Genomic DNA, 22665 nt, shown 5'->3' with positions numbered 1-22665 from the left:
GTCATGACTTTCACGTGTTGAGAAACATAGTAGGTGGAAAGTGAGGCAATTATGTGCTTTTATTTCAATTATTATCACTAAATGCACAATAATAAGTACCTATGGATAGATTTGACGAAAGGATATTGCAAGAGCTTAAATTGGACGGCAGAATCTCCAACATTGAGCTTTCAGAACGAATTGGTTTGTCGGCTTCAGCGACCCTAAGGCGAGTGCAAGATCTCGAGCGTAAAGGGGTCATTCAAGGTTACCGCGCAGTTCTGGATAATAACCTGATGGGGGTCGGCTTTATTGCTTATGTTTCGATTGGTTTATCGAGCCACAGCAAATCGGCTCAGCTAGAATTTGAACAGCATGTCAGCATGGAAAAAGAGGTGGTGGAATGCCACAACATTACCGGTGCTAACGAGTATTTGCTGAGAGTAGAAACTAAAGATCTGCCGGGCTATAAGAAGTTTCATGCCGATGTGCTTGGGGAGTGCGCTCAGGTTCAATCAATAACGACCATGGTTGTGATGGATACCCCCAAAGATGAACGCTAGTCGAGTTTTATTTCAGGAGAGGCGCAGTGCCAAATACTAATCAGTTATTATTGTTCTTAGATGTGGTTCAACAAGGGTCGTTCACCAAAGCGGCAACCTTGCATGATATGGACAATTCATCACTCTCTAAACAGATAAAAAAGCTTGAGCAAGACTTAGGTGTTCAGCTACTCAATCGTTCTACGCGTTCGTTTTCTTTGACGTCGGCAGGGGAAGATATTTTAGCGCAAACCTATGTGCTGAAAGATACTATTAATCAGATCCAAGGCATTGCAGATTCATACCAGTCTGAACCCAAAGGTGTACTACGAATTACGTCGCCGATCTATTTTGGTCAGCAATACTTGCAACCTATCATTACTCAGTTCATGAGAAAGTACCCAGATGTTCAGATTGTGCTGTCATTGGACGACAAGATCGCCAATATTATCGCAGGGCAGTTTGATATCGCGTTTCGCTTCAGTAAGCTCGTTGAATCGAATTTGATTGCCAAGAAGATTGCCGACAGTAACTTTATGTTGGTCGCGTCTAACGACTTTGTGAAAGAGCATGGTGAACCTAAAACGCCACAAGATTTGCTCGCGTTACCCGCTGTGATTTATACCAATGGTGATATGACGGTCGATCATCTGAGAATCAGTGAAGAGCCGGGAGGAAATACTTTCCAGAGCCTAACTATTCGTGGGAACTATAAGGTGAGTGATGTTCGCACCATGGTCTCTTGCGTAAAAGACGGCTTGGGCTATGGCTTCCTTGATCAATCAAACCTGTATGCATCAATGAAAGAACTTGGCTTGGTTACTTTGCTTCCGGATTACCCGATTTCTACAATTGATACCGCGATCTATGCTGTCTATCCGCACCGAAAGCAGACCAAGCTGGTGAAAGAATTCATTACGACGGTTCAAGATTATATTGGCTCACCGACCATTTGGGAGAAGATGCAGCAAGGTTAGTTGTTTCTCTGTCATATCAAATCAAAAAAGGAGCCAGATCGCCATACGATCTGGCTCCTTTTTACTTTCCGGTAGTCACTAATTTACAATGTAAAGCTTAGCTATAGCTGGTGTGAGTGGCTCATATTCATTAATTCCTATCAATGCTCATGAATTACTTCTTTGCCACTCGGGTAAGCTTTTGTACCTAGCACGTGGCCATCAACTTCTTTGCCGTAGTAGCCTTGATGGTTGTGGTAGCGCTCGGCATTAGCAGCCACATCGCCTTTGTATCTCGGATCTTGTGGACGCTCATGACTGTTGACAAAAGCGGCCACATCCCATGCATCTTGAATCGAAAGCTGCTGGCTCTTTCCAAGAGGCATGTTTTCATAGATAAAGTAGGCAGCGGTGTTCACCCGGTGCATACCCGCACCCCAGTTATACGCGTTTTCGCCCCACAGTGGTGGGAAGTATGATCGGCCGTCAGTTCCTTTGATGCCTTCACCATTTTGACCATGACAGGTTTGGCAGCTGGTTTGGTAAACCTTTTCACCACGCGCTATTGACGGCTCTTGTTCAGGGTTATCAATCTTAGGGTAGCCACGCCCTGCCAACGTACTGCGATCATCGATCGGGTACTTGCTTAACAGCTCTTCAGGGAGAGGGAAGCTTTCAGCTTTACCACCGACTTGTAAGTCAGCATCGCTAATCTCAGGAACGGGCGTGTCTTGCATGCCGTTCTTGTCTAAGATGCCGCCCATCGCCAGCCAGTATGAATACGCCGTCAGTGCGACCATCTCTTTTGAACCCTCAGCTGGTGGCAGACCATTCATTGAATAGGTGAAGCAGCCTTGGATACGTTCTGCGTAGCTGTTTACTTTGTCATTCTTAGATCGATACGCAGGGTAGGCCATATACGCTCCCCAAAGAGGCGCCGCATTCGCTTTCATGCCCGCTTGCATGTGACAGTTGACACAGTTTTGCTCATTGCCAACGAACGTACCACGCATCTGTTGTGAATCGACAAACAGTGAATAGCCCAGTTTAACTTTGTCGCCAAACTCCCCTGCAGGAATATCGACTAAGTCTCGTGGCACCAGATATTTGTTATCTTGTGGCTTCTCAACAGCTGGCAATTCGGTTTGGCGATCGGGCAACTCAGCTTCGGCATAAGCGATTCCAGAGGCAAGGGTTGCGGTAATTAAAAGTAATGTTTTCATGCGAGCCCTTTAGTATCGGAAAGATGCGAAGTAGTAAGACAGGTTTTTGATTTCATCGTCGGTCAACTTACCGGCGATATTGCCCATCATGTTCAAATCATCACCCTTACGAGTGCCGTTTTTCCAAGCGTTGAGCTGAGTTTGAATGTAGTCGGCGTGCTGGCTCGCTAGGCGTGGGAACTTGTCTACGCCCATACCACTTGGCCCATGACAAGTCGCACAAGCTGGAATGTTGCGGTCCCAATCGCCTTGGAATACCAGCTTACGATACGGATTATCAATATCAGCCTGTGAGCCGCGCTGCTCTAAATCAGTGAATTCATAAGAAGGCAGTGAAGCGAAGTATTCTGCAACTTCACGACGAATCGCAGGATCAGACACGCCATCCGCCATGCCCTTCATGATCGCGCTTTGACGCTCGCCACTTGAGAATAAGACCAGTTGATGTTCGAGATAGTCAGCATTGAGCCCTGCAAGCATAGGGGCGATGTTGGGTATGCCTTTCCCGTCAGCTTGGTGGCAACCGCTACAGGTTTCTGCGGCTTCTGGCATTGGGTTAGGCGCTGCTTGTGCAAAACCGGATAAAGAAAGGCTTCCCAGAGCAGCGATGCAAAGCGTTAGAGTTTGAGTTTTAATTTTCAGCTTAATCATGAGGCGTCGCTATTGGTTGTAATGCACGCATTTTCGACATAATTGGATGTTCGCGCTATTGTGGATTTCCACATTAATTCACTTGGAACTTGAGGTAAGTCTCACATTAATAACCTCAATTACCATAATGGTATTGATGTGAACTTCGATAGGCTGATCCAACTGCCGTTAACGAAATGCAAGGGAACTGCCATGTTCGCCTCGGTGTAACTGCTTGTTAAGGCTCTTTTATGGCACCGATTGTATAAGCATAGACGCTTGATGAAGTTAGGTAAGAAACTCGTAGAGAAGTGATGTGAAGAATTGATGATTTGGCGTTGAGTAGGTTAGAAAAAGAAGAGCAACCTCGAATTAAGAAGTTGCTCTACTGTGCTCAGTCTTTAATTGACTGAAATAGCTGAGCTTGTAACGCCTAGACTTTGTAGATCTTAGCTGGAAGTGCTTGTCTTGCCGCTGCGCCCACAACCCAATCTAACATGACGCCTTTGCCTTCTCTCGTCGGGTCAATCAAGCCTATATCATTGATGTTAACGCCATCGTTCGACTTCATCTTCACTGGTTGTTGTGTGTCACCAATCAAGTGTGCACGTTCACCGAGCTCTTTGTGTCCAAAGCCGTGTTCAAAGCCTAATGTGCCTTGTTTGATGCCATCTATCACCATCGCCAACGCGTGTGTGGTTGAACTCGGTGTTTCAATGGCGAATACGTCGCCTGTTTTGATGCCAGCAGAAGAGGCGTCTTGCGGGTGAATGTAAACTGGGTTCACGCCTTTGATCGATTCCAAACGTGGTGACAAGTTAGACACCGCGCTGTGAATGTTGGATTTAAAGTTGGTCAGAGTAAATGGCCAATCTTTGGTTGGGAACTGCTCTGCCAAAGGTGTGCCGTCTGCCAGCTTCTGTGGATACCATGTCGGGCAACCTATGTACTGTTCGCCACTGATGGTGTTACGAGAGGTCCCCAGCTTTTCATTCCAGATAGCCAAAGGTTTGGTCCATTTGTATTTCATGATTTCATTGGTGTAGGCATTGGTTGCGTCTTCGAAACGACCGCCACGCGCAAAGATATACGCCACTTTGAGCATCTCTTCTGGCTTAAGCGTTTTGTTCATCACTGGCACTAGGCGCTCTAGACCAGACCAAACGATATCTTCGGCATCTACATTCGGCACTCCTCCTTTAACGAACGCTAGATTAGCCGCAGAGCGTAGGTAGAAATCTTCCGCACTATGAATACCGTGCCAGTTACCTTGATTGTCTTTGATTGCATTTTCACCGAAGCCACCGAGATCAAGCGTTTTTGCCAGATCAATAAAGAAGTTCTCTAAGTTGATGGCGCGTCCGTCTTGAGTGCGTGAGGTTTTAGGCTCAACTATCGGCCAACGAGCGGTGATCGCTTTGGTCGCAACGCCATGCCATGGAGTTGCCATGCCCCAACTTTCGTAGGTCACTGTGTCTGGCACGAGGTAATCCGATAACGCTGTGGTCTCATTGATGAAGGCATCGATAGACACGATCAAGCCAAGCTGTTTAGGATCTTTAAGCTTTTCGCCTAGTAAGTTATCTAAGCCTGGAACGCCATAAAGTGGATTCGCCATGTGGTTGATCCACGCTTTTGCGCGGTAAGGGTAGCCATCAATTGCTGCTGATAAATGCTCGGTTAAAAGCGGTGCAGAGATTGGGTACCAAGGAGCGCGTGTTGGGTAAGGTGATTCACCGGCCGCAACACGACGTTTGTATTCGCTGGTCTTGTGATACGGGAACTTGCTACGAGACAAGAACACACCTTGCGGCTTAGTCTTGCCTTTGAACTTGGTAAAGTCATAACGTGGGCCTGCAACCGAAGTTGGGTAGCCACCTGCTTTCGCCATCGCACCGCCTTTTGCATTGATGTTACCGATCAGCGCGTTCAGCATTAGGATAGAGAACGAGTTGTAGAAGCCGTTGGTGTGCATGTTGCCACCGTGAGTATCAACAACTGCTTTTGTCCCGTAGCTGGTGAAGCGTTTCGCTAGTGCAATAATTTGGTCTTGCGGGATTTCACACTGTTCGCTGTAGTAAGCAAGGTCATATTTGAAGGCTTCTTCCTTCAATCTTTGTAGAGAAGACTTCACACGAACGGTTTGACCATCAATTTCTACGTCTTGATCGACGAACAGAGCCGCTTCATTCACCTGAATATGCGATGATAATAGTGACGTTGTCACATCCAGTGCGATAAATCCATCATCGTCAGACATCGGTTCGCCTGTTTCTAGCAAACCCACATCCGATGCGCGAAGCATACGCCCGTTTTGTGGGTGTGCTTCGTCACTGATCACAAGGTGTGAAGCATTACACCAATGCGTGGTGCCTGCTTTTTGCATCGCTTGCGCACTTGGGCGAGACAAGAAGTCGTGATTGTAGCGTTGGTTCTCGATGATCCATTGGATCATGCCCAGTACTAATGCTGAATCGGTGCCCGGTTTGATCGGTAGCCAGTTGTTGCGATCGCCCGCAGCAAGGCTTGAAGATCCTGCAGGAAGGCTTGGTGTCACTATGGTGTAGCTCAGTTTTCCGTTGGTACGAGCCTCAGCCAGTTGTCTTGCTTGGCGCTTAAACGGGTTACCCGCTTGAGCCGGAGACATACCGATGAAAAGAATGAACTCTGCGTTATTGAAGTCAGGCTTTAAGTGCGAGAATTTGTCTAGATCATTCATGATCGCACCTGAACCTGCGCGGAACGCGTAGCCACAGTAAGAACCGTGGTGACCAAAGTTGCGAGTGCCGTAGCTGTTAAATGCAAAGCGCTTCAAGATATCGTCACGCCCTTCATTACCGGCATTGGTCACAAGCAGTTGGTTGGCTTTTGGTCCGTACTCAGGATTGCTCGGATCAAGTGGTGTTTCGATGTCGCGAATCGATCGTAAGCCTTCAACTTCACCTTCACCGAATAAGTCACCACCCTCGGTGATCTCAGAGATGAGTTGTTCGTAGCTGATCGGCTCCCATTTACCTTCACCACGCTTACCTACACGTTTGAGCGGTTGAGTGATTCGGTACGGGCTGTTTTGAATTTCTAACATGCCGTTACCGCGGGCGCAGGCTGTCGAGCGGTTATTGATACCTGATTCACCAGACAAGCCAATGTAGGCGTCTTTTACGGGCGTTTTGAACGGGATTTGTTGGTCGCTTGATAGCGGGTGGTACGGGTTACCCGAGATACGCAAGATCTCGTCATTGCGATTATCGATACGTACACGCAGGCCACACAATGTCCAGCAACCAAAACACATTGATGGTGCAACGCGTTGGTTTGGATTCGGCGAGATCTTACCTTGTTCATCGACACTGTATTCCGTCTCTAACGAATTACCGTGATGGATGTGATTGGTTTTCTTACCAGCGGTACCATCGATAGCACCGTGAACCATGTGTTTTGTGGTTGTCGCATAACCTGCAGCAAAAGCTCCAACACCACCGGCAGCAAGGCCTGTTTTCAAAAATTGACGACGTTTGTTATCCATGATGATTCCTCAGACTACAAGCTATGTGGGCGGTTAAGTGGTGACGATGTATTTTGGTTAGGCTTTGATGTTGTCTTTGGCGCAGAGCCAGTTGTTCGTGTAGATACAATAGTTCGAGTCGACACGATTTCAGAGGCGAACAACGCAAGTGCTAACCAAAGGCCACACATACCAACAATGCCAAGTAAACCAGCGCTACCCATTGGCAGTTCATAGGGGAATGGGCCTACATCAAAACGTGGAATGGTTTGAACCTCCATCATGGTCACCCAACGCACCGCCCATGCTGAAACGATGGTAGCAAGCGCAACACAGATAATTCCTAGTTTGCTTTGCGATAGATGCTGCAGCGGAAGAACCAAGATCATGCAAAGTAAAATACTAGTAGTCATGATGCCTAAATTAATGCCCCAAGCGTCGTTCTCATACAAATTGAAGTGACCATGGTTAGATGCCCAAATCGACGTAAGAATAATGGCAAGGCCGCCCGTTAACGTAATGGTTCTTTGCACTATAGCGAGATCTGTTGGTTTTAAACTTGGCTTGCTTGAAGGCAGTAGAGCCCAAATCAACAACGTTAAGCTCGTTGCAGCAAAGAAGGCTGTTGTGAACCAAAGCAGCGGGGAAGCCGGTTGATGCCAAAGCGGGCGGCTCGCCAAAATCGCAATCTCTGCGCCTGTGTAAAGCGCGATACTTAAGCCAGAAATAGCCGTCGCAGCAGCGAGTGCAATCATCAGCTTTGTCGATATTTGCCATTGGCCGAGGGTCAGCCAAGCTAGTCGTTTTAGCAGTGGATTATCGTTTTCTTTAAGCTGCGCGATGTCATCACGTAGGTAAACCCAAGCAGTCGCGACAGCTAGCCCAGAGAACAGAGGCAAAAACAGAGAGCCTAATGACATCCATGACCAAGGCGTGATGTGGGCATAGAAATGCCACGCACGTCCTGGTTGGTGTAAGTCACCTGTTAGTGCTAGTGGCCCAACAATTGCGCCGATGGCCATCACAAGCACAAGCGCTGAACGGAATTGGTGGCTGGTTGAGTTCTTGAATATCAGAGCAATCAAAAACAGAATAGCGGCCGCGTAAGCCGAACCAATGTAGAAGAAATATTGAACCGCCCACGGTAGCCAAGCGATCTCTTGAGCGGGAACTAACACCTCAGTGATATTCATGCTGTCTCTCCTTGTTTGCCTTGTGTCGCGATTGCCAATTCTTGTTTGCTAGAGGATGAGTTATCGATGGAGGCTGGATCATAAATCGCAGGTTGGCCTTCAATGTGGCTAACGAATCGCTCGTTCATGCCGATATAGAAAACATGGGGGTTGGTATTCTGCTCTGGCTTGAGCACCTTGATGTCGTCTTGGTTTTCATTAAGCAGACGGTTGATCTCGCTGTTTGGATCTTTAAGGTCACCGATGACACGCGCGCCACCGACACAAGTTTCTACACAAGCGGGCAGTAAGCCGTCTTCAAGGCGGTGTGCACAGAAGGTACATTTATCAGCGGTAAGGGTGTCGTTATTGATGAAGCGAGCATCGTAAGGGCAAGCTTGAACACAGTAGGCACAGGCTACGCAGCGCTCGTTATCCACCATCACAATGCCGTCTTCACGCTGGAAGGTCGCTTGAACAGGACAAACCTTGATGCAGGGAGCATCGTCGCAGTGATTGCAAAGGCGAGGCAACATGAATGATTTCACCTCTTGTTGAGCCGTCGAGCCATCATCAAGGGAGACTTCATACTGTTTTACGGTGGTTCTGAACTGGCCAATCGGCGCTTGGTTTTCAACGCTGCAGCCAACAGTACATGCCTGACAGCCAACGCATTTGCGTAAATCGATCGCCATTGCGTAGCGTTTACCTACTTCGCCTTTGCGGTCAGGTTGGTTGTTATTGCGAATGGCTGTGCTCGCGACTGCGGTGTTGATTCCGGTAATGGGAATGAGCGCAGCACCGGCGGAAACTTTACCGAATTGGCTGAGAAACCGTCTTTTCAATGAGTCCATATTGGTACCTATAAATGGGTATTCGTTCTGTTGGGCTCATTGTCAGATTTTGGCCGTACACGGGATATTGTGGATTTCCACATACCCAGATTAAAGTTGATCTAGAACAAATGCGGTTTTAGCAATCTAGCTGTTATGCTTTGTTTCAGAGGATTATTTAAGGCGACCTAAAGCATAAGCTCAGTGTGGAGTATGTCGCTAACCTAAAATGAAGCCAGAATAAATTGGAAAACAGTCCGTTTGGAGAAAGAGATTTCAGTGACCGTTCAAAAACTAATGACCCTTGTCAGCCTTTGTTGGTTGAGCCTAGCCGCAGGTGTGTGTGTCGCTGCTCAATCTGAACAAGCGATAGCAGCTCCAAGCACAAGCACAAGCCAAAACACAGATGAACCCGAACAAATTATCGAGGTTGGTGTGTTGGCGACTCGAGGTAAGCTTTCGGCGCAGCAACGCTGGCAGCCAACAATGGATTGGTTGTCTGAACGCATTTCGGGTAAGCACTTTGTTCTAAAGCCTTTTAATTTGGAAGAAATGGCGGAAGCGGTGAAAGATGTCACGGTCGATTTTGTTGTCACGAATCCCGGTCAAGCAGTTCGCTTAGGGCGTCAATACGCGCTCTCTTGGATGGCAACCATGACTAGTCACAATTACGACGATCAAGGTGTAAGCAGCACGCGCAGTATAGGTTCTGCATTGGTGGTCAGAAGAATGTCACCGTATATCTCGTTTGAACAACTGAGCGGAAAGCCAATTGCTGCGGTTTCTGAAAATGCGTTTGGCGGCTACCTGACTATGCGTTACCAAGTCATGCAAGAGGGACTCAATCCCAATCACTTTTTCTCTAATACTCATTTCTTGGGCTTCCCGATTGATGCCAGTCTGTATCAACTTCGAGAAGGTCACATTGAAGCGGCAGTAGTCCCTGCCTGCTTGGTTGAAAACATGATTAGCGAAGGTTTGTTGGTGGCTGGGCAATATCGAATCATCGGTAATCAAGCGCCAGAGGGCTTCCGGTGCCAAGTGTCTACACCTCTGTATTCCAACTGGTCGTTTGCTAAAACAGAACGAGCCTCTTCAGCACTGGCTAAACAAATGAGTCAGGTGCTGTTTTCAATGCCAAAGAGCAGTGCGCCAGCGATTGCGGCCAATGCTTCGGGTTGGACGTCACCAACTAGTCTGCTCTCCATCGACAAGCTGTATCAGCAGCTCGACATGCACCCACTGCAACAGCCATGGTGGAAGGAAGCGTTAATCTGGCTTAAGTACAATCAGCAATGGGCATGGGCGTTCTTCATTCTTGTGGTGTTACTGAATGCTTACCACTTCTGGTTGGAATACAAATTCAGCCGTAGCAAAAAACAGTTAGAAGCCACATTGCACAAGCTAAAAAGCAAGAGTGAGCAACTTGAGCACTCTCAACGTATCGCAGTAGTTGGTGAGTTAGGAAGCAGTTTGGCGCACGAGATCAATCAGCCTTTGGCGGCCATTCGTAACTACAGCGAAGGTGGTTTACTGCGGATTTCGAAGAACAAACCACTGACTGACATAGAGCCTGTATTTGAGAAGATCCAGTCGCAAGTGGATCGTGCTGACGCAATCATCCAGCGCTTGAGAAACATGATCAAAAAACGCTCATCAGAGAAGTCTCAGACCGATATAGAACAGTTGCTTACAGACACCATTGAACTACTGCAATTCCGATTACAGAAGCACAAGATAACCATTGAGCGCCACGCCGTTGGTAAGCCTATTGAAATGCATGTTGATTCGGTGGGGCTACAACAAGTGATTGTAAACCTGATCAATAATGCGACCGATGCCTGTAATGCACAACAGCATCGCCAACAAAGCGCTCCGTCTGATATTGATAACAAAAACAGTGAACCTGCGACAATTAAAGTGATTACCGAGTATCAACCGGATAAAATGATGTTGTCGGTTATCGATAACGGTACGGGCTTAGATTTTACTGAGCAGCAAGTCACTCAAGCCTTTGTGAGTAGCAAAGAAAACGGTTTGGGTTTAGGGCTTGCGATTTGCCAAGACGTGATTGAAGACCACAGCGGCCAAATGACCATCAAATCACTGACTCCTCACGGCTGTCACGTCGCAGTGACGTTACCTTTTTCTCTTTCAAATGATTCATAAGGAATCTTGTTATGTCTGAACTTCATCAAACGTTGCCGGTCTATGTGGTTGATGACGATGAGTCGATGCGTGACTCATTGGTGTTCTTATTGGAAGAGCATGATTTTACGGTGTCAGCCTATGAAGATGGCCCGAGCTTTCTGGATTCAGTGGATTTGAGTGCGCCAGGTTGCGTGGTGTTAGACAGCCGAATGCCTGAAATGAGAGGGCAACAAGTTCATGAGTTAATGGTGAAAGCGCAGAGCCCACTGTCGGTGATCTATTTGACAGGGCATGGCGACGTGCCAATGGCGGTAGAAGCTTTACAAGCCGGCGCGGTGAATTTCTTCCAAAAGCCAGTGAAAGGCAATGAGTTAGCTGAGGCAATCAAACAAGGTTTGGAGGCTTCCGAAAAGCACTTACACATGAATGTGTATCGCCAAGCGTATGCATCATTGACTGAACGCGAAATCGACATTCTTAAGCAGATCATCGACGGAAAACGCAACCAAAAAATTGCCGATGAATTATGTATCGCAATGAGAACTGTGGAAGTCCACAGAGCGAGTTTGATGAAGAAGTTTTCTGCGAAAACGGTCGCTGAGTTGGCATACATTTATGGGCAGCTTACCTAACCATAAATGTAAGAGATAAAGAGTGGAAAATCATTCCCTTTACTAGTGATTTTCTAATGAAAGGTGGTCTTCATAAGTAATCGATATTGAAGCAAGATCACACCATTTATGGCATGCATACGGATAGGTCTAAGTAGACTTTTTATCGTTATGTATTCCTGAGATACTGAACTGAGTTCATTTTAGGGCAGAACGTTATAATAACGGCGCTTTTCCCTGTAATTCGAAACATTCGCTATAGGTTGATGACTCCTCGACACCGAGATTTGTATCAGCCGAGTTAGGTTAAATATTTTATGAGTACAATGGGAATCGCAATTGGTGCGACGGCTCTTTCGTTAATACTTGTCGCTGTGTGGCTGATTTCTTTATCGCTAAGAAAGCAGCGCTTGGAACAAGAACGCAAAGCTCGTGCGGTCGCTTACCGAAAAGCGATTGAAAAAGCGCGCATCCAAGAGCAAAAAGAGCGCCATTTCAAAGCAGAAACTGGACATGTTCCGTCGATTCTGTATTTAGCGAAAGAGGCCGAACGTAACAATATTAAGGAAGCTTTGTATTGGTACGATAAAGCCGCGCATTTAGATAATATAAATGGCATGTACGGTATTGTGCGCCTAAGCATGAAGCGTAAAGAAGACCTGATTTTAAGAGAGAAAGCCAACTTTTGGCAGCTGGCAATCTCTGCTTTAGACAATGACGTATCAGCGAAATTCGAGATGGGTAAAGCGCTCGTCTTTGGTCGTGGAACCGATAAAAACATCCCTAAGGGTTATACCTATATTGAAGAGTCAGCGGCTGGTGGTAATACCGAAGCGATGCTGTTTATCGGTGACTGGTGTCTAGACAAAGAAAACCCAGATTATTCCGCCGAAAGCTCGTTTGAGTGGTACCACAAGGCAGCTGAAAAAAATAACCTAGACGGCAAGATCAAACTCGGTATGAGCTATTTGAACGGTGTTGGTGTCGAGCCTAACCATGGTGAGGCGGTTTATTGGTTTGAGACGGCCGCAGAAAAGAACAGTGCAGAAGCGATGTTTAGAGCGGGTGAGGCTTGGATCGACCATGGCGAGCACGGCAATGCCATTGCTTATATCTGGCTATTTCTATCGGCTCATTTTGGTTACTCAGAAGCCAAGCATTTGAGGGATAAAGTAGGCGGGGAGCTTGGTGTGGATGCAGTCGTGGGCTTACAGGCCCTAACTAAACCGATAATGACTAAGCTGACCCAAGAAGCAATCACTAAGCATTCAATCATTAAAGCGCTTAACAAGCTCTACAAACGCAATATACCTGTTCCTAAGAAAGTAAAAGAAGTGCTCGATGAAGAAGGTAATGAGTTGAATGTAGATGAGAGCCACATAGCGACTCAAGCGCCGAATGCTCAAGATACTAATGTTGATTACAGCCAGCAACCTAACACCGAACAAGCTTCAACAGAGAGACAAGCGACACCAAATAGTGACCCTCTAGATTTCAGTCAGTCTGCTGTTGAGTCTAACTGGAATAGAAGCCAGTAAGTTGCACTCATTGTGGTTGATAGGTCGTTTTAGTTCTAATCGAGAAACTCAAGACAACAAAAAGGGAAGCTGATGCTTCCCTTTTTATTTGCGTGCTTTTTGCTTTAAGAACTAAGAACTAAGAACTAAGAACTAAGAACTAAGAACTAAAACCAAAAGCTTATTAAGCTTTGTTTTGCTCAGCTATACATACAGCCGCAGTGAACACTACGTCAGTTGAGCTGTTAAGTGCTGTTTCAGCCGAATCTTGAATCACACCGATAATGAAACCTACCGCTACAACCTGCATCGCTACATCGTTAGAAATACCGAATAGGCCACAAGCTAGTGGGATAAGCAGTAGTGAACCACCAGCAACACCCGATGCGCCACATGCTGAAATTGCAGCAACAAGGCTTAGTAGAATCGCAGTGAAGATATCAATCTCAATACCCATTGTGTGTACAGCAGCAAGTGTTAACACAGTGATAGTGATTGCAGCACCCGCCATGTTGATCGTTGCACCTAGAGGAATAGATACAGAGTAAGTATCTTCGTCTAGGTTTAGCTTCTTACAAAGGTTCATGTTCACTGGGATGTTTGCAGCACTTGAACGAGTGAAGAACGCCGTTACACCAGATTCACGAATACATTGCAGCACAAGTGGGTATGGGTTCTGTTTTGTTTTTGCAAATACAAGCAGTGGGTTAACCACAAGTGCAATGATCAGCATTGAGCTAAGTAGAACTGCTAGCAGTTGACCGTAGCTTGCTAGAGCATCGAAGCCCGTTGTTGCGAATGTCGTTGAAACAAGACCAAAGATACCAAATGGCGCAAGACGGATAATGAAGCGAACAATGTGTGAAACACTGTGGCTGAGGTCTTCGAAAACCGCTTTGGTTGTTGCAGATGCGTGGTGCAGTGCAAGACCAAGACCGATTGCCCAAGCAAGAATGCCGATGTAGTTCGCGTTCATTAGCGCGCTAACTGGGTTATCTACAAGCTTGAATAGAAGGGTATGAAGAACTTCCGCGATACCTTGAGGAGGGTTAGCACCTTCAGCGCCAGCAACCAGTGTCAAAGTGGTTGGGAACATGAAGCTCAGTACTACAGCTGTCAGTGCAGCAGAGAACGTACCAATCAGGTAAAGCACAATGATTGGACGCATATGAGTATGCTGACCTTTCTTTTGGTTTGCGATAGAAGCTGCAACAAGAATGAATACTAAAATTGGGGCAACAGCTTTCAGAGCACCAACAAACAGACTACCTAGTAGGCCTGCGTCTTGAGCTGCTGAAGGAGAAACCATGGCGAGAACGACACCGAAAACAATACCAGCAAGGATCTGTAGGACAAGGTTCCCACGAGCGATGCGGGCGAGCATGTTGTGATTTTGCATAAAATACCTGCAATTGTTAAATTATTATAGTGATGTATCTTTTATAAAGTTGTACCAAATCCAACTATACACTAGTGGAATGGGCGGTCATATTAGCGGGATCTTAGAGGGTGTCTAGGAATAGTTTACTTTTAGGGTGATTGTTTGCGCTACGTGGTGTTTTTAGAGCTAAATGTTAAATAATTGTATTTTGATTGGGCTATAAATCTGCGGAACTACATTTATTAGACCTAATGCACTGTAAGTTTAGAAATGTAAATGCTCATAGGTAAGAACATTGTGTGCATAAATAGTCGCTTTGCTACCAAATTGAAACAAAAAGCCCCACGTGTTTAACACGGTGGGGCTTCGTCGTTTTAATAAAGCGTATTGTGATTAACTTGATTGGTTTAGTCAGTCGATTTTTTTTATGTTTCGGCTTTCTGACTGTACGGTTTTGTACATCTTGGAAAGTTGTTTGCTGTTCGCGCGTTGCTCTGCCAATGAGGCGCCATTTCTGGCTTGCTCTCTCAATAACTTTTGATAGTTAGTAAATCGTCTTTCAGACAAATCACCATCCTCAATGGCTTTGCGTATCTTGCATCCCGGCTCGGATTCATGATGACAATCAGAGAAACGACAATGCATGGCTAACTCTTCGACATCAGAAAAGGTTTCACTCACGCCTTCAGCACAGTCAGCAAGTTGTAGCTCTCGCATTCCTGGAGTATCGAGCAGTAAACCACCCGATGTTAGCAAGTGGAGCGATCGTGATGTGGTTGTATGACGACCTTTACTGTCGTCTTCGCGAATGCCACCCGTCGCTTGCTGAGTTTCACCGAGCAATGAGTTTACTAGCGTAGATTTGCCCACACCAGATGAGCCCATCAAAGCGACGGTTTTGCCTGTTTTACACCAAGGTGACAATACTTGAGTTGATTCTTGGTCAAGGCTGTTCACTGCTTCGATCATCAGCATAGAATCTAAGCTTTGCACTTGCTGTACTTTGTCTTGGTGGTCGTCACACAAGTCTTTCTTAGTCAGTACTATAACGGCTTCAACTTGAGCTTCATTGGCGAGTGCGAGATAACGCTCGATGCGGCTCAGATTAAAGTCATTGTTTAACGAGACCACGATAAAAACGGTGTCGATATTGGCTGAAATATATTGTTCTGCGACGCGACTGCCCGCTGCTTTACGGCTGAAGAGCGATTGACGCTCTAGCAAACGGTCGAATTGAAGCTCAGAGCTCAAGATTACCCAGTCGCCAACCGTCATTGCGGGTTGGTTTTGATGGATAGGCAGAACGATTTCGCCCTGTTCTGACGCTAGTGTATAGCGGCTGCAATGATGTGCGACGATACGAGCAATGACGGAATGATCATAGTCTTCGAGTGTCAGTTGTTGTTGGAATACAGGTTGCCATCCAAGTTGTTGAAGTGACATTGGATGAGAAAATGCGTTTTGTGAATTCATGTTTATTTACCCAGACGTGCGAGCTTTCTTTTCTTATGAGTGCATTAAAGTCTTATGAGAGCATTAACATCTTGTGAGATCTCAGTTTGTTGAGGAGATCAAAAAGTGTTGATGAGATAAAAGCATCGAGACGTCAAAAATGTTTTGAGCTTGGGTCGAATTCAAATAGATAGGACCCCGGATTTAGTCATGCATTGCTGAGCATGCAGGTATTGATCACTTACAGATCAATAGTAAACCGGGTAAAAGTGTGCGGTAGCCAGTCGATGGTTTAAGTTGGTCGTTCGAGATTAAAGTTTGCTTAACCAAACAAATTAACGCGTTACTTTTACTGCCAGTTTTAGTGTTTTCATTACAATCATCTTCTATTCTCCTTGGTTATTAATGTGGTCAGGCTTTGAATAAAAAGCGAGCTCAGTTTAGCAAAAAGCCACGATGGCGAGAAGTCATCGTGGCTTAATTTGTTTCATTGATTGTGAATCCGATTAGTGATGATCGTGATTCATCTTTTTCATGCCGCTCATTACTTTCTTAACTGGCGCTTCAAAGGTTTGCGTTTCACCGTTAGCGAAAGTCAGAGTCATCTCGATCTGCTCACCTTCTTTTAGACCCTCTTTTAGGTCGAACAACATAATGTGCAGGCTGCCAGGTTTAAGTACCGCTTCACCATTCGCAGGAATTGTGATCTCTTGAACTTGGCGCATCTTCATTACGTCGCCATCAACGATAACATCATGAAGCTCTACCTTGCCTGCAGCAGGTGTCGTTGCAGAAACAATAGCGCGATCTTTATCGCTGTGGTTCATCAGAGTCGTGAATACTGCGCTGTTCACTGCTGAAGGTGGTGTTGCGCGAGCGTACGCGTCGTAAACCATAATGTCGCTATTCGCGTGAGCAAAGGGAGTGAGCAATAAGCCTGCTAGAGCAAGTGCTTTTAACTTCATGTTGTTGTCCTTATTTTTATGTTTTGGTCTGGGATCTGACTTTATGTTTGAACTTTATTGGTTAAGTTCTTTGTTGTTACGTCTTACTGCGTCAGCTTGTTGATAGCCTCAACAATTGGCGCTGGCGTTAACGTGTGCGGTACTTTAGTTATCAAGGTACCGTCGGGCTTTAAAAAATAAAAATATGAGCTGTGGTCAAGGGTATATTCCAATTCTGAACCTTCAAGCTTGGTCTTTCTGAAAATAACACCGTAGTTATGTGCAAGCGTGGTTGTCACGTCTAACGGGCCACTTAATCCTTCCATCATTGGGTGGAAGTATTGTGCGTATTCGTAAGAAGCTTCTGCGGCATCGCGCTCAGGATCAAGAGAGACAAACATTGGGCGAATCTTTGCTTTTGCTTCGTCAGAGACTTGGTTAAGTGCTCCAGCTAACATTGCTAGTGAGGTAGGGCATACATCTGGGCAACGTGTGAAACCGAAGTAAACGATACGAATTCTGTCGTCGGTTTCGTCAAAGATTTCCGTTGGCTGATTATCTTTACCAAAAAGGGTTGTTGCGGAGAACTCTTGCTTTACAGCGTGCTGTTCTTGAGCTTCGTTTTGCCCATCAAGGTAGCTTTTGACACCAAAGCCAAGTACAAACGCTACCACTAATGCTAACGACCAATTCTTACTCATCTTGCCATCCTTATTGCAGGGTTTACGGTTTCAACACCATCGGTGAGTTCGCCAAGCCAAGTCATTTTATCCATGGTACACACAGGTAAAATTACATCACCTTCATAGGTATTGTTGCCAATATTCTTTAATTGAAAACGTGCTGATCCCATTTCCATTTCTAAGCCCGTGAGTGACAGCATTAATGTGTCAGATGCTGCGCCTTCCCAGACTACTTTGATTTTACTTGGAACGAGTGGCTGAGCCGTCTCACTATCGAGTGTCATCGCCACCGCATTTTGCTCACACGATGCGGTTGAAAGCATGCAGTAATCATCCAAGTTGACGTCGGCAGTTGAGTGCTCCATCGCTGATTTAAACTGCTGAATTGCTTGTGGCCCATAAAAGCCTGCCACAAGAGCGATCCCAAGAGCAGCAACCTTTAATGCAGAGTGCATGTCGTGTTCTCATCTAATTTTATAAGAGCCGCGATGTTATCATACCCCTCAATACGTGCTTGTATCAAAAAGCAATTTTGTGCGTATGGTAGATATAAAAAAGCGAAGCCATAAGCTTCGCTTTGATTCATTCCACAAGGTGCATCGCTATCTGAGCTCGGCACCCTACATGCTAATTTAAGCACGTTTGTTAGATATTAGTCAGCATTACGCTCTGCAAACTTTTCTAAACCTAGCACTAGCGCGATAGCCACCAACATCATGATCACCGATAAAGTGAGCTGAGAAGGCTGAGAGGTTACGGCTTCAAAATCAAACGGTGATAGGTTTTCTTGAATCAGAGGCACTTGTTCACCTTTTGAGTTTGTGCGCCAGCTGATGGTCTCTTTCCACGGCCAGATCTTAGGCAGCGTACCGATCATCAAACCGGTTAAGAATACCAATGTGAAATCGCGGAATGAGCGCAGTAACCAAGAAAGTACGTGCGAGAAGGTCAGTAGGCCGATCACACAGCCACCAAGGAATAGGGCAAGTACATCGATTTGAAACGATTTAACAGCGCCAAGCACTGGGCCATACATACCAATCAGAAGCAGAATAAAGCTGCCTGAAATTCCCGGTAGAATCATCGCGCAGATCGCAATCGCACCCGCAATGAGAACGTTGATGCTGGTCGGTTCCATTTGTAGCGGCTTAAGCACGGTAATGCTGTAAGCGAAAGCAACGCCAAGCAGCAAAAACACGAATCGAATCATATCGCGCTTCTCTACTTGCTTAAGAATATGGAAAACCGACACCAAGATCAGGCCGAAAAAGAAAGACCACAGCGGAACAGGGTGGGTGACCAATAACCAAGAAATCAGTTTTGCAAATGTCGCAATGCTGGTGAATACGCCTGCGAACAGTGAAATTAGGAAGAAACCATTGATGTGATTAAACGCGGCTTTGAAGCCTTCGCGTTTCCATAAGCCAAGTACGCTAGGGTTAATTCTTCGAATGCTTTCTAGCAGCGTATCGTAGATACCAGTGATGAATGCGATGGTTCCGCCCGACACGCCAGGGACAACATCGGCTGCGCCCATTGCCATGCCTTTGAAAAAAGTACTTAAGTAGTTCATTGCTTCATAGAGTTGAGGATGATTTTGTGCAGTATACAAACTTTAGTGTAAAAAAAGTATGAATATGCTTTTGGGGAAGGGCTTTTATTACTCTATTAATTGTAAGGCAATAAGTTGAAGTGAATATTTGCCTAACATTTAGATAACAACCACTTAGTGATTTATCATTAAGAACAGAGATGAAACTGATCTCTTATCAATATTGCATCTTAGTTGCATTATGCAAATGCACTTTGCAATTCGCATGATGGATTAACGGTTTTTATGCGATGCAGGGCTTATAAAACGTCGAATAAAAGTTGGCACGCTAACTGCATTATATACATTGACCCTTCTTAAGCCGAGGGTCACCTAGCCAACTGACGTTGTTAGTGAACTTATAATTTGTTCACAAATATATAGAGCCAATCGCGATTATTGCGGTTGGCTATTTTTTTGCCTGTCGTTTGGTGATTGTCTTTTTTCTTTTCCCGTTCTTACATTTTTAGGCTCTAAACTTCAGATGAAAAAAAAGCCAGCCACCATCGGTGACTAGCTTAAGCTTTTCTCGAATCAATCTCGAATCAATCTCGAATCCGTTTTAGTACCCCATTAACTGCAGTAAGTTCTCCGCCGTGCTGATTGCTTCTTTACGGTTAGCAATATTGAGCTTTTGGTAAAGGTTACGGATGTGAGTCTTGATCGTGGTACCCGCTACATCGAGTTCTTGAGCGATCTGCTCATTACTGAACCCTGAATAAATCAGACCAAGTACCTGCCATTCACGTTGGGTAAGTGGGCTAGTGCGCACAAGTTCAGGAATGTTCGGGTGATTAACCAAGTTCTCAACAAAGTCTTCGTCGAAATGAACCGAACGGCTGCGTTGCGTAGTTGAGATGTCCTTCATGATCTGCTGAGCACGGTGGCGTTCTAAATCGCCCAGACCTGGTTTGTTGCTCAACTTATCTAGGATATGTCCGATAGTGCCACCGTCGACTAAGAAGTTACCGACCATACCGGTTTGGTTCGTCATATGAAGCGCTTCTTCAAGCAGTACACGTGCGCTGTCTTCATCGTTAATTTGTGTACGTAACACGGCTTCAACGATCAAGTTGCGGTTGGTGTCTGTAATTAGGTGTGAACGTTGGGCTTCACTCTTAAGGAAAGTCAGCGCTTCTTCTGCGTCTTCATATTGCTCAAGGATGATGTGAGCACGAACGATGTTTCGCCACTGAAGTTGGCAGAAGTGGTTGCTTGCCGATTCAGGTCGAACAGCCACACTCAGCCAATCACGAATGGCTTCTTTATCGCCTTTTACTTGCCAGAATAGAATCAAAGAAAGAGAAGCATTTGCCGTCCAATCTACGTGGTACGTTGATTGACGCAGTAGGTGTTGGATTTGATCGATAAACTTAGATGCTTTATCAATTTCACCACGGCTAAGCGAGATACGAGCCAGCATCGAATAGCTGTGTAGGTGCTTACTTGGTGAGTGGTGGCCAAGGATATCTAAGCCTTTGTAGCAACACTCTTCCGCTTCATCTAGTCGGTTCCAACACCAGAAGATCTGAGCGCGAACACGCAGCAAAAATTCATGCAGAGGCACGTATTGGAGCTGATGCTCTTCAATCAATTTGAACGCACTGTCTTGTAGTTCAAATGCAGCTTGAACATAACCTTGAGCAATCAAGATCTCGCTCTGTTGCAGAATAGCCCATAGAGCCTGATGGTAAACCTGATACTGACGTGCAAGTTTTTCTGTTTGTTGCATCATCGGTAGCGCACGGCTTAGGTTACCCATTACGTGATTCACTTCGCCCACAACCGAGGTTGCGACAATGCGGCTACGATAAACGGTGGTGTTCAGTTGGCTCAACGAAAGCTCAGCCAGTTCTAATGCTTTTTCAGGTTCATTGCTGTTAATGGCAACTTGTGCACGTAAGGCGTTGTATTGGCCTTGCTGCTGAGTATCGAGTTCAATGTTTCGAGCTTGATATTGAGTCTCAGCCTCTTCCAACAAAGTACCCACTTGATCATAACGGTGCTGACTTTGTGCAAGCCATGCACGCAACATGGACAGTTTAGGCTCACTGTAAAGTTGATCGGTAGTCAGCTGTTTGATCGCCATCTCTAGTGATGAAAGCTCACCTTGGTTGAACATCGGCCACCCGTGTTCAGTCAGGATTTGAATGATCAGTTCTGGATCTTCAGCGCGTTGCGCATGTCGTAAAGCTTGGTGTGGTGTGTTCTGTTTTATCCACGCTTTCGCGGCACTTCGGTGCAACTCGGCTTCTTGTTGCGGAATTCGAGCTTGGCGCTCATGGGCAAGAAATTCACCGAATAGATTGTGGAATCGGTACCAGTTTTTCTCGCCTTCAAGCGGGTAGATGAATAAGCCAAATCGGTTGAGTGATTCGATCATACCCAGTGCGTCTTCACGTTGTGTAAGTGCACATACAAGCTCATCGTTGAAGTGATCAAGCACAGAACATTGCATCAAGAACTGTCGGGTTTCTTTGTCTAGCAGGTCGAATACTTCTTCAACCAAGTAGTCCCAAAGATGGGCGTGGTTAAAGTGAGAGAACGACTCTGCGGACTGTGCAAGGGTGCGTTTTTGGTGCTGTGCTTGTAGCGCGATAAGTTGCAATGCAGAAGGCCAACCCTCTACATAACTACAGATGCTATCTGCCGTGGTGTCATCAATGCCATCCGCTACGCGTTGGTTGAAAAAGCGTGTGGTTTCTTCGGTATCAAACGCCAACGAGTCATTACCTAATTCGATCATTAAGTCACGAACGCGTAGGTTTGCTGTACCAAGCGGTGGCGTACCTCTACTGGTGACAACCAAGGTTAGGTTGTCGGGCATGTGTTTGAGGAAGAAGCGCATGGCTTCGTGGATGTCGTCATTGTTGACCAAGTGATAGTCATCCAAAACCAGAAAACACTCGTGATGGAATTCCGACATCTCGGCGAACACTTCACTCAATAAAGAAAGCAGTGATGAAAACTGTCGTTTTTCTGCCAGTTTCTGGGCATTAGGACAGGCATTTTGAGTCGCTTTATTAAGTGATTGAAGTAGGTAGTTGATAAAGCGGAAGGCATCGTTGTCACTATCATCAATGCTGTACCAACCCACATTGGGTTTATCTATCAACCATTGTGCAGCCATGGTGGTTTTGCCGTAGCCCGCAGGAGAGCGGAATAACACAAGCTTATAGCAATCTGCATTGTGAAGCAGATCGAGAACCCTAGGTCGTAGGATTGCATTATGTAAGCGGCCGGGACGAGTCAGTTTCGAAGGGATCCACATATCGAAGTTTTACACCTATTCCGTGGCTATGTTCTGGAATATCCCAATCTATCGTTGAGTGCACTCCAATGACATTAGCCTAATTACTTAAGTCTTTACTCATACTACGTGAAGCAAAACGTTACCGACTATGATCCTCCTCAGAAACCTTGCGCTCCTGCATGTTTTTGGGTGTCTACGCCCTTTATTTGAGACCTTGCTCACGTTACGGGTTGGTTTGGGAA

General features: G+C 45.9%; 17 protein-coding genes. 5 read left to right on the top strand and 12 right to left on the bottom strand.

The features are described 5' to 3' along the window. The first annotated feature begins 101 nt into the window (after positions 1 to 101). Both ITG09_20780 and ITG09_20775 read left to right on the top strand, forming a co-directional pair. The gene (locus tag ITG09_20780; GenBank protein ID UPR53826.1) at positions 102 to 542 is read left to right on the top strand and encodes an Lrp/AsnC family transcriptional regulator; all 441 of its coding nucleotides are present in this window, start codon (positions 102 to 104) and stop codon (positions 540 to 542) included. 26 nt (positions 543 to 568) lie between these two features. Further along, positions 569 to 1498 (top strand): LysR family transcriptional regulator, encoded by a 930-nt coding sequence (locus ITG09_20775; GenBank protein UPR53825.1) that lies wholly within the window; start codon positions 569 to 571, stop codon positions 1496 to 1498. A 140-nt stretch (positions 1499 to 1638) separates the two neighbouring features. Here ITG09_20775 and ITG09_20770 read toward each other — a convergent pair whose 3' ends face one another. The 5 genes from ITG09_20770 to ITG09_20750 all read right to left on the bottom strand — a co-directional run bounded on the left by ITG09_20770 (position 1639) and on the right by ITG09_20750 (position 8861). Further along, positions 1639 to 2700, bottom strand: a complete 1062-nt coding sequence (locus ITG09_20770) for a c-type cytochrome (GenBank protein UPR53824.1) — start codon at positions 2698 to 2700, stop codon at positions 1639 to 1641. Between the two features lie 9 nt (positions 2701 to 2709). Then, positions 2710 to 3351, bottom strand: a complete 642-nt coding sequence (locus ITG09_20765; protein UPR53823.1) for a c-type cytochrome — start codon at positions 3349 to 3351, stop codon at positions 2710 to 2712. A 412-nt stretch (positions 3352 to 3763) separates the two neighbouring features. Further along, positions 3764 to 6856, bottom strand: coding sequence for a tetrathionate reductase subunit TtrA (ttrA, locus tag ITG09_20760; protein ID UPR53822.1), 3093 nt, complete (start codon positions 6854 to 6856; stop codon positions 3764 to 3766). A 14-nt stretch (positions 6857 to 6870) separates the two neighbouring features. Continuing rightward, on the bottom strand, positions 6871 to 8028 hold the full coding sequence (gene nrfD, locus ITG09_20755) for a polysulfide reductase NrfD (protein ID UPR53821.1): 1158 nt from the start codon (positions 8026 to 8028) through the stop codon (positions 6871 to 6873). Continuing rightward, positions 8025 to 8861: a 4Fe-4S binding protein gene (locus ITG09_20750; GenBank protein UPR53820.1), complete on the bottom strand. Its 837-nt coding sequence runs from the start codon at positions 8859 to 8861 to the stop codon at positions 8025 to 8027. The genes nrfD and ITG09_20750 overlap by 4 nt, the downstream gene beginning before the upstream one ends. 258 nt (positions 8862 to 9119) lie before the next feature. On the opposite strand from ITG09_20750, the gene ITG09_20745 reads away from it, so the two are divergent. The 3 genes from ITG09_20745 to ITG09_20735 all read left to right on the top strand — a co-directional run bounded on the left by ITG09_20745 (position 9120) and on the right by ITG09_20735 (position 13140). After that, positions 9120 to 11009: a sensor histidine kinase gene (locus ITG09_20745; GenBank protein UPR53819.1), complete on the top strand. Its 1890-nt coding sequence runs from the start codon at positions 9120 to 9122 to the stop codon at positions 11007 to 11009. Between the two features lie 11 nt (positions 11010 to 11020). Beyond that, positions 11021 to 11623 carry a response regulator transcription factor gene (locus ITG09_20740; GenBank protein ID UPR53818.1) on the top strand — a complete coding sequence of 201 codons (603 nt, stop codon included), beginning with the start codon at positions 11021 to 11023 and terminating at the stop codon, positions 11621 to 11623. 296 nt (positions 11624 to 11919) lie between these two features. Next, positions 11920 to 13140, top strand: coding sequence for a sel1 repeat family protein (locus ITG09_20735; protein ID UPR53817.1), 1221 nt, complete (start codon positions 11920 to 11922; stop codon positions 13138 to 13140). 163 nt (positions 13141 to 13303) lie between these two features. Here the strand turns inward: ITG09_20735 and sstT are convergent, their stop codons facing one another. The 7 genes from sstT to malT form a co-directional block, all read right to left on the bottom strand. Further along, on the bottom strand, positions 13304 to 14518 hold the full coding sequence (sstT, locus tag ITG09_20730) for a serine/threonine transporter SstT (protein UPR53816.1): 1215 nt from the start codon (positions 14516 to 14518) through the stop codon (positions 13304 to 13306). Between the two features lie 393 nt (positions 14519 to 14911). Further along, positions 14912 to 15973, bottom strand: coding sequence for a ribosome small subunit-dependent GTPase A (rsgA, locus tag ITG09_20725; GenBank protein UPR53815.1), 1062 nt, complete (start codon positions 15971 to 15973; stop codon positions 14912 to 14914). 485 nt (positions 15974 to 16458) lie between these two features. After that, positions 16459 to 16917, bottom strand: a complete 459-nt coding sequence (locus tag ITG09_20720; protein UPR53814.1) for a copper chaperone PCu(A)C — start codon at positions 16915 to 16917, stop codon at positions 16459 to 16461. A gap of 83 nt (positions 16918 to 17000) precedes the next feature. Continuing rightward, positions 17001 to 17597 (bottom strand): SCO family protein, encoded by a 597-nt coding sequence (locus tag ITG09_20715; GenBank protein UPR53813.1) that lies wholly within the window; start codon positions 17595 to 17597, stop codon positions 17001 to 17003. Further along, complete coding sequence (locus ITG09_20710) at positions 17594 to 18034, bottom strand: hypothetical protein (protein ID UPR53812.1); 441 nt, start codon at positions 18032 to 18034, stop codon at positions 17594 to 17596. The genes ITG09_20715 and ITG09_20710 overlap by 4 nt, the downstream gene beginning before the upstream one ends. A gap of 197 nt (positions 18035 to 18231) precedes the next feature. Next, complete coding sequence (locus ITG09_20705; protein ID UPR53811.1) at positions 18232 to 19152, bottom strand: DUF368 domain-containing protein; 921 nt, start codon at positions 19150 to 19152, stop codon at positions 18232 to 18234. A 580-nt stretch (positions 19153 to 19732) separates the two neighbouring features. After that, on the bottom strand, positions 19733 to 22441 hold the full coding sequence (gene malT / locus ITG09_20700; GenBank protein ID UPR53810.1) for an HTH-type transcriptional regulator MalT: 2709 nt from the start codon (positions 22439 to 22441) through the stop codon (positions 19733 to 19735). Positions 22442 to 22665: the final 224 nt, after the last annotated feature.

Origin of the sequence: Vibrio cyclitrophicus (assembly GCA_023206055.1) — a bacterium.
Taxonomy (GTDB): Bacteria; Pseudomonadota; Gammaproteobacteria; order Enterobacterales; family Vibrionaceae; genus Vibrio; species Vibrio cyclitrophicus_A.
Note: the sequence above shows the minus strand (reverse complement) of the source record. Positions and strands in the feature narration are given on the sequence as shown.

Excerpts from the sequence above, each read along its gene's own strand:
- ITG09_20780 (UPR53826.1), top strand. The coding sequence starts at position 102 with ATGGATAGATTTGACGAAAGGATATTGCAAGAGCTTAAATTGGACGGC.
- ITG09_20770 (UPR53824.1), bottom strand. The coding sequence starts at position 2,700 with ATGAAAACATTACTTTTAATTACCGCAACCCTTGCCTCTGGAATCGCT.
- ITG09_20765 (UPR53823.1), bottom strand. The coding sequence starts at position 3,351 with ATGATTAAGCTGAAAATTAAAACTCAAACTCTAACGCTTTGCATCGCT.
- ttrA (UPR53822.1), bottom strand. The coding sequence starts at position 6,856 with ATGGATAACAAACGTCGTCAATTTTTGAAAACAGGCCTTGCTGCCGGT.
- nrfD (UPR53821.1), bottom strand. The coding sequence starts at position 8,028 with ATGAATATCACTGAGGTGTTAGTTCCCGCTCAAGAGATCGCTTGGCTA.
- ITG09_20750 (UPR53820.1), bottom strand. The coding sequence starts at position 8,861 with ATGGACTCATTGAAAAGACGGTTTCTCAGCCAATTCGGTAAAGTTTCC.
- ITG09_20740 (UPR53818.1), top strand. The coding sequence starts at position 11,021 with ATGTCTGAACTTCATCAAACGTTGCCGGTCTATGTGGTTGATGACGAT.
- ITG09_20735 (UPR53817.1), top strand. The coding sequence starts at position 11,920 with ATGAGTACAATGGGAATCGCAATTGGTGCGACGGCTCTTTCGTTAATA.
- sstT (UPR53816.1), bottom strand. The coding sequence starts at position 14,518 with ATGCAAAATCACAACATGCTCGCCCGCATCGCTCGTGGGAACCTTGTC.
- rsgA (UPR53815.1), bottom strand. The coding sequence starts at position 15,973 with ATGAATTCACAAAACGCATTTTCTCATCCAATGTCACTTCAACAACTT.
- ITG09_20720 (UPR53814.1), bottom strand. The coding sequence starts at position 16,917 with ATGAAGTTAAAAGCACTTGCTCTAGCAGGCTTATTGCTCACTCCCTTT.
- ITG09_20715 (UPR53813.1), bottom strand. The coding sequence starts at position 17,597 with ATGAGTAAGAATTGGTCGTTAGCATTAGTGGTAGCGTTTGTACTTGGC.
- ITG09_20710 (UPR53812.1), bottom strand. The coding sequence starts at position 18,034 with ATGCACTCTGCATTAAAGGTTGCTGCTCTTGGGATCGCTCTTGTGGCA.
- ITG09_20705 (UPR53811.1), bottom strand. The coding sequence starts at position 19,152 with ATGAACTACTTAAGTACTTTTTTCAAAGGCATGGCAATGGGCGCAGCC.
- malT (UPR53810.1), bottom strand. The coding sequence starts at position 22,441 with ATGTGGATCCCTTCGAAACTGACTCGTCCCGGCCGCTTACATAATGCA.